Source organism: Chryseobacterium oryzae (assembly GCF_022811665.1).
GTDB classification, from domain to species: domain Bacteria; phylum Bacteroidota; class Bacteroidia; order Flavobacteriales; family Weeksellaceae; genus Chryseobacterium; species Chryseobacterium oryzae.
Genome location: NZ_CP094529.1, coordinates 594,365 through 606,889, shown reverse-complemented (window position 1 = coordinate 606,889; position 12,525 = coordinate 594,365). Strand labels below are relative to the sequence as shown.

The 12,525-nt window shown below is 33.9% G+C and carries 13 protein-coding genes; 2 read left to right on the top strand and 11 right to left on the bottom strand.

Annotated features, from left to right (window positions below):
• Positions 1-40 precede the first annotated feature (40 nt).
• From MTP08_RS02870 to MTP08_RS02825, 10 genes are all read right to left on the bottom strand, one after another.
• The gene (locus MTP08_RS02870; RefSeq protein ID WP_209390392.1) at positions 41-685 is read right to left on the bottom strand and encodes a porin family protein; all 645 of its coding nucleotides are present in this window, start codon (positions 683-685) and stop codon (positions 41-43) included.
• A gap of 17 nt (positions 686-702) precedes the next feature.
• Complete coding sequence (gene sucD, locus MTP08_RS02865; protein WP_243576967.1) at positions 703-1,575, bottom strand: succinate--CoA ligase subunit alpha; 873 nt, start codon at positions 1,573-1,575, stop codon at positions 703-705.
• Positions 1,576-1,598: 23 nt separating this feature from the next.
• On the bottom strand, positions 1,599-2,198 hold the full coding sequence (locus MTP08_RS02860; protein ID WP_243576966.1) for a hypothetical protein: 600 nt from the start codon (positions 2,196-2,198) through the stop codon (positions 1,599-1,601).
• Between the two features lie 69 nt (positions 2,199-2,267).
• On the bottom strand, positions 2,268-3,170 hold the full coding sequence (locus MTP08_RS02855; protein WP_243576965.1) for a UDP-3-O-(3-hydroxymyristoyl)glucosamine N-acyltransferase: 903 nt from the start codon (positions 3,168-3,170) through the stop codon (positions 2,268-2,270).
• A gap of 297 nt (positions 3,171-3,467) precedes the next feature.
• On the bottom strand, positions 3,468-4,031 hold the full coding sequence (efp, locus tag MTP08_RS02850) for an elongation factor P (protein WP_143883968.1): 564 nt from the start codon (positions 4,029-4,031) through the stop codon (positions 3,468-3,470).
• 21 nt (positions 4,032-4,052) lie between these two features.
• Positions 4,053-4,400, bottom strand: a complete 348-nt coding sequence (locus MTP08_RS02845) for a hypothetical protein (RefSeq protein WP_243576964.1) — start codon at positions 4,398-4,400, stop codon at positions 4,053-4,055.
• A gap of 11 nt (positions 4,401-4,411) precedes the next feature.
• Positions 4,412-5,200, bottom strand: a complete 789-nt coding sequence (gene lpxA / locus MTP08_RS02840) for an acyl-ACP--UDP-N-acetylglucosamine O-acyltransferase (protein WP_209390396.1) — start codon at positions 5,198-5,200, stop codon at positions 4,412-4,414.
• Positions 5,201-6,598 carry a bifunctional UDP-3-O-[3-hydroxymyristoyl] N-acetylglucosamine deacetylase/3-hydroxyacyl-ACP dehydratase gene (locus tag MTP08_RS02835; protein WP_243576963.1) on the bottom strand — a complete coding sequence of 466 codons (1,398 nt, stop codon included), beginning with the start codon at positions 6,596-6,598 and terminating at the stop codon, positions 5,201-5,203.
• Complete coding sequence (gene lpxD / locus MTP08_RS02830) at positions 6,591-7,622, bottom strand: UDP-3-O-(3-hydroxymyristoyl)glucosamine N-acyltransferase (protein WP_243576962.1); 1,032 nt, start codon at positions 7,620-7,622, stop codon at positions 6,591-6,593. Before lpxD ends, MTP08_RS02835 begins: the two co-directional genes overlap by 8 nt.
• Positions 7,623-7,711: 89 nt before the next feature.
• Entirely contained in the window at positions 7,712-8,917 is a 1,206-nt protein-coding gene (locus MTP08_RS02825) for an HD domain-containing protein (protein WP_243576961.1), read from the bottom strand.
• A gap of 224 nt (positions 8,918-9,141) precedes the next feature.
• On the opposite strand from MTP08_RS02825, the gene porX reads away from it, so the two are divergent.
• Positions 9,142-10,686, top strand: coding sequence for a T9SS response regulator signal transducer PorX (porX, locus tag MTP08_RS02820; protein WP_243576960.1), 1,545 nt, complete (start codon positions 9,142-9,144; stop codon positions 10,684-10,686).
• Positions 10,687-10,805: 119 nt separating this feature from the next.
• Here the strand turns inward: porX and MTP08_RS02815 are convergent, their stop codons facing one another.
• Positions 10,806-11,414 carry a hypothetical protein gene (locus tag MTP08_RS02815; RefSeq protein ID WP_243576959.1) on the bottom strand — a complete coding sequence of 203 codons (609 nt, stop codon included), beginning with the start codon at positions 11,412-11,414 and terminating at the stop codon, positions 10,806-10,808.
• 332 nt (positions 11,415-11,746) lie between these two features.
• On the opposite strand from MTP08_RS02815, the gene MTP08_RS02810 reads away from it, so the two are divergent.
• Positions 11,747-12,511 (top strand): exodeoxyribonuclease III, encoded by a 765-nt coding sequence (locus MTP08_RS02810; RefSeq protein WP_243576958.1) that lies wholly within the window; start codon positions 11,747-11,749, stop codon positions 12,509-12,511.
• Positions 12,512-12,525: the final 14 nt, after the last annotated feature.

The window sequence follows — 12,525 nt, the reverse complement described above, 5'->3', positions numbered from 1 at the left end:
GATAAAGTTTGGGATTTATATTTTCTCATATAGAAAAAAATTATTCGAAAATATAGCTTAAGCTGATGCTCAAAACCTGTTCAGATTTCTTTTTCAATGAATTTGGATCTAATTTACTTTCATCCAATTTAGGATAAGTATTAGATAACCCTAAATCATATTTTAAAGCAACTTCAAGCTGTCTTTTGTAACTATATCCAATTCCTGCACCGATGGCAAAATTAAATGAATTTGCCTTTCCTTCCTGATCTGTTTTATAAATATCACGAGATTCATTGGTAACTTTCTGATTCAAAAGAAAATTAAATCTTGGACCAATCAATCCGAAAAATTCTGACTCAGCTTCAGAAAAGTACCCTTTAAAAGATACCGGTACACTAATATAATTATTTGCATACATAGCATTGTATCCCGGAGTCCCTTTTGCATTTTTATCTTTACCAGATTCTCCAGCTCCATAGTACACAACTTCTGGCTGCAAGTAAAACTGATCTGCTTTACCTATCGGAATAAGTGCCAAAACACCTCCTTGAAAAGCAAAACGGGCACCCGAAGGATTGTGTGCATTTTTTACTCTGGAATAATTACCACCCGCAGTAAGACCAAATCTTGTTCCTCTTAAATCTATCTGTGCAAAAGAGGAAATTGATAAAGCCATTGCAGATGCCAATAAAATTTTTTTCATATCATCAAATGTTTTTATTAACCTAATATTTTTGCAACTGTAGCACCAATATCAGCTGGAGAATCTACAACGTTAATACCGTTTTCTCTCATGATTTCCATTTTTGCCTGAGCAGTATCTTCAGCACCACCAACGATAGCACCTGCGTGTCCCATTGTTCTTCCTTTAGGAGCCGTTTGACCAGCGATGAAACCTACAACCGGTTTTGTAGAACCACTTGCTTTGTACCATCTTGCAGCTTCTGCCTCAAGACCTCCACCGATTTCACCGATCATTACAACCGCTTCAGTTTCAGGATCGTTGATGAATAATTCTAAAGCTTCTTTAGTAGTTGTTCCGATAATTGGGTCTCCACCAATACCGATAGCAGTAGAAATACCGTAACCAGCTCTTACAACCTGATCTGCAGCCTCATACGTTAAAGTACCAGATTTAGACACAATACCAACTTTACCTGCTTTGAAAACAAAACCTGGCATAATACCAATTTTAGCTTCTTCTGAAGTAATGATTCCCGGGCAGTTTGGTCCGATTAATCGGCAATCTCTGTCGGCAATATAAGATTTTACTTTTACCATGTCTGCAACAGGAATACCTTCTGTAATACAAACAATTACTTTAATCCCCGCTTCAGCAGCTTCCATAATTGCATCTGCAGCAAATGCAGGTGGTACAAAAATAATACTTACGTTGGCTCCCGCTTTTTCTACAGCGTCTGCAACGGTATTAAATACCGGCTTACCCAAATGCTCGCTTCCACCTTTTCCGGGAGTAACACCTCCTACAACGTTGGTTCCGTATTCAATCATTTGGCTTGCATGGAAAGTACCTTCATTTCCTGTAAAACCTTGTACAATTACTTTAGAATCTTTGTTTACTAAAATTGACATTTTATTGTTTTTTAAATTTATTTTTATTTATTATTCTTAATCTTATCAAAATTTTCGAGAATATTGATCATAGCATTATCGTAGTCTGAAGTATGTGAGAAACCTCCATCTTTACGAATATCATCTACTATTTTTAACATTTCGGGCTCATCGGCAAAAAATTCTTTCAGCCTTTTTTTCGGCAATCCCGTAAAATATATAAAGCCAACTCCCTTATTTGTTTTCTTATTAAATAAAAAATCGTTGGCATTTTCACCTCCCATCGTTGAAGAATAATTACGAAACCATTCTACATTATCACTATCATACATTCTCTCCAAAAGAACTTTATTATCATCAGATTTATTGATGAAAAAACGTTTTTTTCCATAAAAATCTATTAATGAAAGCTCTTTGATTTTAGGAATTTCAATTTTTACTTTCTTCCCATTTTCATCTACCGATGTCACTTTCGTATTAAAACTTGTAACATAAAGCAAATCAGGATCAAACGCATTTGTTCTCACTTTAATTTTAACTTTAAGAGTATCATTGTCTGCCGTTAAAATTTTCGCATCAAGAGTTTTTTGACCAAAAACTAAAGACATTGCTAAAACTAAAAAAAATGAGAAAAATCTCTTCATATATTTATTTGATAACGCTCACAAATTTACTTATTTTTCTTTAATTTTAAATAAAACAGAGTAATTTGTTTATTCTAGATTTCTCAATTTTACTTCTTTTTTAAGGTAAGTTTTGTAATCTTCTGCAAACATGCCGATATAAGTACCTTTCGCCAAATCTCTGTTTACTCCAGTTTTACCTAAAAGTACAGTTCCACTTTCAACACTATTTCCTGAAGCCATACCAACTTGCCCCCAAATAGTTACCTCATCACCAATATTACAGCAACCGGCAATGCCCACTTGCGATGCAATAAGACATCTTTTGCCAATTACGGTATCATGACCGATCTGGATCTGATTATCCAGAACTGAACCTTCCCCAATAATGGTAGAGTCTGTAACTCCCCTATCAATGGTACATCCGTTTCCTATTTCTACGTTGTTTTCTATGATGATATTTCCTACAGAAATTAAACGATCGAAGTTTCCGTTCAGTTTTCTGTAATAAAATGCATCGCCTCCCAAAACAGTGTTAGATTGTATGATAACATTGTCGCCAATTACGGTTCGGTCGCCAATTACAACATTTGGGAAAATAAGGGTATTTTTCCCGATTGTTACGTTGTTTCCTATAACTGCGGAAGGATGAATCTGAGTTCCTTCTCCTATTTCTACATCGTGAAGTGTTTCCGTAAAATTGTAAATTCTCGTAAAATGGGTATTGATTTTATTGAAATCTCTGAAAGGATCGTCTGAAACCAAAAGTGCTTTCCCTTCGGGACATTCTACTTCTTTGTCGATTAAGATAATGGTTGCGGCAGAATTTAAAGCTTTGTCGTAATATTTGGGATGGTTTACAAAAACAATTTCGCCGGATTTTACTCTGTGAATTTCGTTGGTTCCTAAAACTTCGAAATCTTCAGAACCTATAAATTTGGCTCCGATAAGTTCTGCTATGGTTTTTAGTTTTTGTGGCTGATGAAACGTCATAAATTATAAATAATGAGCGATAAATGAGAGTTGATTACACAGAAAACATTGAGAGTTTTTCTAATCTGTAAGAAAACTTTTTTTTTAGTTTTTCTAATATTTTGAATAAATATTGTCAAAATCTAATTTTCTGACAAATTTTGTTTTCTGTCTACTTTGCAGCCCGACCTGAGTGGAGCTCTTTTTGCCGGAGCGAAGCGGAGGCAAAAAAGCGGGAACGGAGGGCGGAAATTGCTGCCATAAAAAAAATGAAAGCTGAAAGGTATGATCTTCCAGCTTCATGATATTGTAAGATTCTTACTTTACTCTTTCCAGATAAGAACCGTCTTCTGTGCTTACTTTAATTTTGTCTCCCGGCTCGATGAACAAAGGAACCATTACTCTTGCTCCGGTCTCAACAATTGCATTTTTCAACGCATTGGTTGCTGTATTTCCTTTTACTCCCGGATCTGCTTCTACCACTTCCAGATAAACGGACTGAGGGAGTTCTGCAGAAAGCGGAGTTTCGTCTGCTTCTTTAAGAATAATTGTCACTTCTTCCCCAGCTTTCATCAGGTTGGAGTTTTCAATCATTTCTTTGTTTAAATATAATTGAGAGAAATCTTCATTATTCATAAAGTGGAAACCATTCTCATCATCATAAAGATACTGGAATTTTCTTGTGATTACCTTTACTTCATCAATTTTATGACCTGCAGAGAAAGTATTGTCGATTACTTTACCGTTGGTTACTGATTTTAATTTTGTTCTTACGAAAGCAGGACCTTTTCCTGGTTTTACGTGAAGAAATTCGATTACTTTAAAAATATCATTGCTATATTCGATGCAAAGACCTTTTCTGATATCGTTACTTGTTGCCATTAATTTTTTATATTATTTTCTTTATTTTGATTTGTAGACCTGAAGACTCAGAACTTTTCTTCCCAACATATCCATTGCATCAACTCTAGGTCTGTAAAATGTTCCTACATCTGTAGAAGTTACAGCACGATTATTAATTACCGTATTGAAATTGATAGTGTTAATTAAAAGCTGGTCTAAATTTTTGTTGACTTCTGATGAACTTTTTAGGTCTGAATTGAAACTTGAAAAAGTTTTTTTTGAATAATCTAGAATTGAATTTACATTTCTTACTGCTATTGAATCTTTAAAACTCAATGACAAATCTTTTTTCTGCTGAGCAAAAATAAAAGAAGAAAATACCATAAAAATCAACACTAAATTTTTCATCTTAATTTATATTATTCTTTTCCTGTTCCGTATCCTTTTACGATTCCTCTCGGAGAGTTTTTGATGAATTCTAAAATCTCATCTCTTTCTGCTGTAGGAAGCATTTCTTTTTCAATGTAGATTAATGCTTGGGTAACATTCATTTTCATCTGAAAGATATATCTGTAAATTTTCTGGATTTCGAAAATCTTTTCGTTGGTAAAACCTCTTCTTCTTAATCCTACAGAATTTATTCCGGCATAAGAAATAGGCTCTCTACCTACTTTTATGTAAGGCGGAATATCTTTTCTGATGAGTGACCCCCCGGAAATCATGGTATGTTTACCTATTTTACCAAATTGCTGTACCGCAGAAAGACCTCCCATTACAGTAAAATCTCCTATTTCCACATGTCCCGCAATACCGCATCCGTTGGCAATAATTACATTATTTCCGATAATACAGTCGTGAGCAACATGCGAAGTTGCCATAATTAGACAGTCATCTCCTACTTTTGTATATCCTAAAGCTTTTGTCCCTTTATTTACGGTAACACATTCTCTTAAAGTGGTATTATTCCCTATAATTGTCTGTGTATCTTCTCCGTCGAATTTCAGATCTTGTGGAATTGCAGAAATTACAGTACCTGGAAAAATTCGACAGTTTTTGCCAATTCTCGCACCATCCATAATGGTTACATTAGATCCTATCCAAGTACCTTCACCTATTTCAACATCTGCAGCGATGGTTGTGAAAGGCTCAACAACTACATTTTTCCCAATTTTTGCACGCTTATCTACGGCAGCTAACTGATGAATCATTTAATCAACTTTATTTTTTGCTACCTGAGCCATTAATTCTGCTTCTACAGCTACCTGATCTCCTACATATCCATAACCCTGCATGTGAACGATTCCTCTTCTGATAGGCGTAATTAATTCAATTTTAAAAACGAGTGTATCTCCCGGAATTACTTTTCTTTTAAATTTCACCTTGTCTATTTTGATGAAATAGGTAGAATAATTTTCAGGATCCGGAACGCTTGCAAGAACTAAAATTCCTCCCGTTTGTGCTAAAGCTTCTACCTGTAAAACTCCAGGCATAACCGGCTCTTTAGGGAAATGCCCTACGAAGAATGGCTCATTAAATGTTACATTCTTCAACCCTACAACATGAGTATCAGAAAGCTCAAGAACCTTATCAATTAACAAAAACGGATAACGGTGAGGCATTAATCTCATAATTCCGTTGATATCGAAAACCGGTGGCTTGGTTAAATCAAATTCCGGAACGTTTTTCTTTTTCTGAAGTTTCCACTGTCTGTTCAGTTTTTTGGCAAACTGAGTATTTACATAGTGACCCGGCTTATTAGCAATCACTTTACCTTTAATTTTAACTCCTGTAAGTGCCAAATCACCAATTACATCAAGCAATTTGTGTCTTGCAGCTTCATTTGGATAGTTTAAATTAAGATTATCTAAAATTCCGTTCGGACGGATAGAAACATTGTCTTTTCCGAAAGCTTTTTTAAGTTTTTCTGTAGTTTCCGGAGTTAAATCTTTGTCTACATAAACGATCGCGTTTGAAATATCGCCACCTTTAATCAAGCCATGATCCAAAAGCATTTCCAGTTCATGCAAAAAGCTGAAAGTTCTTGCTGAGGAAATTTCTTCTTTAAACTCGGAAATATTTTTCATTGTAGCATTCTGAGTTCCTAAAACTTTTGTTCCAAAATCTACCATTGTTGTTACTTCATAAGTATCTGAAGGAATAATAGTTATCTCGGAACCTGTTGCCGGATCGCTGTAGCTTAAAACCTCTTTTACCACAAGATATTCTCTAGCCATAGACTGCTCAACTACTCCTGCACTTTCGATTGCTTCAACAAAATATTTTGAAGAACCATCCAAAATTGGAGGTTCAGAAGCATTCATCTCTAAAATTGCATTATCGATATCGCAACCCACCAAAGCAGCTAAAAGATGCTCACACGTATTAATTTTTACGCCTAATTTTTCAAGTGTTGTACCTCGCTCCGTAGCCACGACATAATTTACATCGGCTTCTACCTGAGGATGTCCCTCCAAATCTGTTCTTACAAAAATAAAACCTGTGTTTTCTTTTGCGGGTTTGATGGTAAGTTTTACTTCTTTACCAGTATGAAGACCTATTCCAGAAAGAGTAACTTCTTGCTGAAGAGTTTTTTGCATATCACTCATTAGTATTATCTTTTGAGTTATTCTCAAGATTATTTATTCTTTTTACGATCTCAGGAAGATTTCTGAAATGAACATAACTTCTCAGATAATCATTATAGCTTATCGCAGGAGATCCGTAAACAGTTTCTTTATCATTTACGCTAGAATTCACACCACTCTGTGCCTGAATTTTCACCTGATTACCAATTTTAATATGTCCCACAATACCTACCTGACCGCCAATTTGGTTCCAGTCTCCTATTGTTGTAGAACCCGCAATTCCTGCCTGAGCTGCAATTACATTATTGGCACCAATTTTTACATTATGAGCAATTTGGATTAAATTATCTATTTTAGTCCCTTTGCCAATGGTTGTAGAACCTATTGTTGCACGGTCTATACTGCAATTAGAACCAATCTCTACATTGTCTTCGATAATTACATTTCCAAGTTGAGGAATTTTCTGAAATCCTTCTGCCGTAGGTTGAAAACCAAAACCATCACCACCAATTACTGTATTAGAATGGATAATGCAATTATCCCCGATAATACAATAGTCGTAAATTCTTGCGCCACTATCAATTTTGCAGTTTTTACCGATTTTTACGCCTTTACCAATGTAAACCTGGGGGTAAACTTGTGTTCCGTCTCCAATTTTTGCTTTTTGGGAAACATACGTAAATGCACCGATATATACTTTTTCTCCGATAACGGCAGTATCGTGAATAGAAGAGCCATCTTCAATCCCTTCCTTTTTACCCTGCATTTCCTGATAAAGATTCATTAAAATCTGAAAAGAAAGGTAAGCATCCTTTACCGAAATAATGGTTGAATTGTAATGTTCTTTAGTGATAAGTGCTTCACTAACGATAAGAACTGAACATTTTGAAGTATCTAAATAATGGGCAAAACGTTCTTGAGCAATAAAAGATAGATGCCCAATTTCTCCACTTTCTACAGGAGAAACGCCTGTTATAAGCGAGTTTGCGTCACCTATAATTTTTCCATTAATAAAACTTGCAATCTGCGAAGCTGTAAATTCCATATTCTGCAAAGATAAGAAATTCTATAATTCGCAAACCTATTTTTGGTTTTTCGTAGATTGATTTTTATAATTTCCGAGAAAAATAACACTTAAATTCTTGGAAATGCCAAAATATATCGGGTTGTTTTATTCATAATTAAACCTGATAATAACTGATCTTCAGACTCATTCAGTTTTATAATTTTTCCGTTCTTCTGTAGAAGAAATATCGGTTGTTTTTCTGTATTATAAGGTCTTAACTCTCTCTTAATCTCGTTAACAAGTTCCTCTGCATTATCAATTCCAAAATATTCATTAGTAATTTTTATCTTTTCTTTAATAAAATCTTCATCAAAAGGTTTGGAAGAAATAATTGTTTTAGGAAGATTTCTTTTCACGACACATTTGCACCAATAAGAAAGAATAAAATCATCAGCATTTTGCCAAAGCTTCATTGCCTGAATAATATCGTTATCGTCTAATTCTGTAAAACGCTGTATATCTTCTTCTGTTGCTGAACTTTTAGAACGGTTAAGAAAATATTTCAGATTGTCTGTTGCCGGTAAATCAACGCCCTGAGAAACAAGATATTTGGCTCTTTCTAAAATTTTCACGAGAATAAACTCTGCCAAAGCCGATGTTTTATGATAATATACCTGCCAATACATAAACATCCTTGCGGTAAGGAAATTTTCTATGGAATAAACTCCTTTTGCATCGATTACCAATTCTTCATTGCAGACATTCATCATCGAAATGATTCTTTGGGTATTGATATTTCCCTCGGAAACGCCTGTAAAAAAACTGTCTCGATTTAAATAATCCAAACGGTCTACATCCAACTGCGAACTTATAAGTTGGTTGAAAAACTTCCTGTGGTACTTCCCCTGAAACATTTCTATGGCAACTGATAATTGCCCATCAAAATGATCATTTAGACGATTCATGAGAAGTAAAGAAAGATTTTCGTGGTGCCAATCGTCCATCAACATACTTTCTAATGCATGAGAAAATGGCCCATGTCCTATATCATGCATTAAAATTGCCAACATGGCTCCTTTTTCTTCTTCTACAGAAATTTCAACACCCTTTTGCTTTAAAGTTTCCAAGGCGGTAAACATGAGATGCATCGCGCCAATTGCATGGTGAAAACGGGTATGTGTGGCTCCGGGAAAAATTAAATTTAAAAGTCCGGTCTGTGAAATTCTTCTCAACCTTTGAAAATAAGGATGTTCTATCACATCAAAAAGAATTTCATGAGGAATTTTTATAAAACCATGTACCGGATCGTTGATAATTTTTAGTTTATTCTGCATGATACTTGCAAAAGTAGGTTTTTAAACTTAAATTTAATTAAATACAACAATAATCTATCGTTAAAATTATATTATTTACGATTTCTGAATACAATAATTATATTATAGTTAACGATAAAAATAGTTTTAACTAAGATTTAACTTTTAACAACATCAATTTGTGAGAATTTAAAATTAATTGGTCGTAATTTTGATGCTGTAACCAACAGAGAAATAAAACTTATATGTCAGATAAAATATTATGGATTGATGATGAAATCGATTTACTAAAGCCGCACATCGTTTTTTTGGAGAAAAAAGGATATCATGTAACTCCGGTTAATAATGTAAACGAAGCTTTAGAACTCATTGAATCTGAAAAATTCGCATTAACACTTATTGATGAAAATATGCCCGGAATTTCAGGTTTAGAGGCTATTCCTATGATTAAGCAACGCGACAGTTCGCTTAAAATCGTAATGGTGACGAAAAGTGAAGAAGAGCATATTATGGAAGAAGCCATCGGTTCTCAGATTGCCGATTATATCCTGAAACCTGTAAACCCAAACCAAATTCTCCTATCTTTAAAGAAAAATCTTCAGGAAGATAACCTGGTTGAGCAGAAAACCATTTTGCAATATCAGCAGGAATTCCGAAATCTTTCTATGGAGCTTTCTTATTTGAGAACCTATCAGGAATGGGCAGATTACTATAAAAAAATCATCAACTGGGAACTGAAATTCGATAAAGTAACCGATAATGAATTTGCAGATTTACTTCAGTCCCAAAAAGAAGAAGCCAACATTCAGTTTGCAAAATTTATTGAAAACAATTATGAAGACTGGTTAACAAGCTCCGAAAAACCTATGATGAGCCACACGCTCTTCAAAGATAAAGTAAAACCTGAAGTAGAAAAAGACAAGGTTCTTTTACTGATGATCGACAATCTCCGCTACGACCAATGGAAAGTAATAGAGCCGCTTTTCACGAAGTATTACAATAAAGTTTCGGAAGATTATTATTACAGCATTTTGCCTACAGCGACTCAATATGCAAGAAATTCTTTCTTTGCAGGTCTTTTACCTTCAGAAATTGAAAAACGTTTTCCCGACAAATGGTTTAACGACAATGAAGAAGGCAATAAAAATGAGTTTGAAAGAGATTTTCTTGAAGATCAAATGAAAAGAATAGGTCTTAATTCGAAATCTATGAAATACCTAAAAGTATTGAATGCAGATTTTGAAAAAAAGATTTATGACGATTTTAATCAGCATAAAAACAATGATCTTTTGGTAATTGTTTATAATTTTATTGATATACTTTCCCACGCAAAAACAGACAATCATATTGTAGATCAGTTAATACGAGATGATAAAACCTTCCGATCTTTAACAATGAATTGGTTTGAAAACTCTTCTTTGCTTAAAATTATTAAACTTGCTGCGGAAAGTGGATTTAAACTGGTAATTACTACCGATCACGGAACGGTTTATGTAAAAAAACCAAGCCGCGTTGTGGGAGACAGAGAAACCTCTACCAACATCCGTTACAAAACCGGAAAAAGCTTAACGTATGAAGAAAATGATGTTTGGGCAGTTACCAATCCGGAAAAAATATTCTTACCAAAAGGAAACCTTAGTTCTAAATATATTTTTGCCAAAAACAATATATTTTTAGCTTATCCTAAAAATTACAATCATTTTGTAAATTATTATAAAGAAACTTATCAGCACGGCGGAATTTCTTTGGAGGAATGTATTATTCCGATAAGTATTCTGGAGCCGAAATAGCAGATTTCTTCTAGATATTGGCGACTTGCTTTTATCATTTCAGCGACTTAAAATTACTTTTAAAATGAAAAAACTCCACAGTAATCTGTGGAGTTAGTTTTTTGAATTTTATGTTAACTTTATTCTTTTGTTTCAGTTTCTTTTTTCGCTAGCAAAGGCAGAACAATTCTTTTAACCATGGGTCGATCATTTTTCCAGTCCGGATCATTTTCAGAGTCTTTGTAGCTTGTTACTAATTGCACTTCCCCTTTTTGATTCAACACAATATATTTCGACATATCTTCGATATTCTCAAATTGTGCGGGAGTAATCTTAGTAAGAAATTCATTGTATTTTTTTGACTTCCCTTTACCTTGAATATCTTTTATCACAAGAATTTTAGCATGAGGATACGCTTCCAAAACCATATCTTTAGATTTCTCTATAGAATTATTAGCTTCCGGATCAACTAACAATACATAAATATCGGCTTTATAAAACTTCTCAATTAAAAAAAACGTCGGGATATGATAAATACAAGGTGTGCACCAACTCCCAAAAGTATAAAAAAGTGTATTGGGTTGTTCAGAATTTTTAGCCAGACATTTTACATCATCAACTGTTACAGAGTAAATACTTTCATAATGTGATTGTGGTAGTTTACATTTCTCAATGGGTGTTTGAGAATAACCTTTCACAAAACATAATAAGAATGCAACAATAATCAATTTTGATTTTTTTAAAAGCATCAACATTTCAATATTTTAATTTTACGATTTTTGGTATAGTTGGGTAATATCAAATGTATAGCCTCCAATTTTTTTTGTTCGGAATTAAAAAATTTCCTTATCTCAAGATAAAAGATATTTTATACAGTACTTAGCTTCATACTCCTCTTAAGAAGCAAATATACTTAATAAAATTCCAGAATATCAAATTTACAGTAAAATAAGCAATATTAATATAGCGCAAATATTTTAATTATTTTTGTGTGCACATTTGAATTAAAGAATTACTAAAAGTAGATAAAACAATCTGCAATTGAACTTACATAGAAATTATTTTAAGATAAAAAATCAATATGAGATTAATAACATACAACGTTAACGGAATTAGAGCCGCCTTTACCAAAGACTTTTTAGGCTGGCTGAAAACTGCCAATCCTGATGTGATCTGCATTCAGGAAAGCAAGGCTGGAAATGATCAAATTGATATTGAAAGTCTCGAAAAATTAGGCTATCACAGCTTTTGGCATTCTGCACAAAGAAAAGGATACAGCGGAGTGGGAATTGCTTCTAAATTGAAACCCAATCATGTAGAATATGGCTGCGGAATTGAAAGTTATGATAATGAAGGCAGAATAATAAGAGCCGATTTTGATAATTTTTCTGTTATTTCTGTCTATGTACCCTCTGCTTCGAATATAGAAAGGCTGGATTTCAAAATGCAGTTCTGCTACGATTTTTTAAATTACATCAAAGATTTAAAGAAAACCATTCCGAATCTTATTATTTCAGGAGATTTTAACATCTGTCATCAGGCAATTGATATTCATAATCCGATGGGCTTAAAAAACACCTCAGGTTTTCTACCCATGGAAAGAGAATGGATGACTCAGTTTATTGAAGAATGCGAACTTATCGACAGTTTCCGTTATTTTAACAGCGAACCAGAAAATTATACTTGGTGGAGTTACCGTCAGAATTCCAGAGCCAACAACAAAGGTTGGCGTTTAGATTACAATTTTACTTCCTATTCTTTGAAAGATCAATTATCAAGAGCAGTTATTCTTAAAGAAGCCGTTCATTCTGATCACTGCCCCGCTTTAGTAGAATTGAATATCTGATATTAAATCAAAAA

Coding starts and splice junctions, on each gene's coding strand:
- MTP08_RS02870 (WP_209390392.1), bottom strand. CDS start 685: ATGAAAAAAATTTTATTGGCATCTGCAATGGCTTTATCAATTTCCTCT.
- sucD (WP_243576967.1), bottom strand. CDS start 1,575: ATGTCAATTTTAGTAAACAAAGATTCTAAAGTAATTGTACAAGGTTTT.
- MTP08_RS02860 (WP_243576966.1), bottom strand. CDS start 2,198: ATGAAGAGATTTTTCTCATTTTTTTTAGTTTTAGCAATGTCTTTAGTT.
- MTP08_RS02855 (WP_243576965.1), bottom strand. CDS start 3,170: ATGACGTTTCATCAGCCACAAAAACTAAAAACCATAGCAGAACTTATC.
- efp (WP_143883968.1), bottom strand. CDS start 4,031: ATGGCAACAAGTAACGATATCAGAAAAGGTCTTTGCATCGAATATAGC.
- MTP08_RS02845 (WP_243576964.1), bottom strand. CDS start 4,400: ATGAAAAATTTAGTGTTGATTTTTATGGTATTTTCTTCTTTTATTTTT.
- lpxA (WP_209390396.1), bottom strand. CDS start 5,200: ATGATTCATCAGTTAGCTGCCGTAGATAAGCGTGCAAAAATTGGGAAA.
- MTP08_RS02835 (WP_243576963.1), bottom strand. CDS start 6,598: ATGAGTGATATGCAAAAAACTCTTCAGCAAGAAGTTACTCTTTCTGGA.
- lpxD (WP_243576962.1), bottom strand. CDS start 7,622: ATGGAATTTACAGCTTCGCAGATTGCAAGTTTTATTAATGGAAAAATT.
- MTP08_RS02825 (WP_243576961.1), bottom strand. CDS start 8,917: ATGCAGAATAAACTAAAAATTATCAACGATCCGGTACATGGTTTTATA.
- porX (WP_243576960.1), top strand. CDS start 9,142: ATGTCAGATAAAATATTATGGATTGATGATGAAATCGATTTACTAAAG.
- MTP08_RS02815 (WP_243576959.1), bottom strand. CDS start 11,414: ATGCTTTTAAAAAAATCAAAATTGATTATTGTTGCATTCTTATTATGT.
- MTP08_RS02810 (WP_243576958.1), top strand. CDS start 11,747: ATGAGATTAATAACATACAACGTTAACGGAATTAGAGCCGCCTTTACC.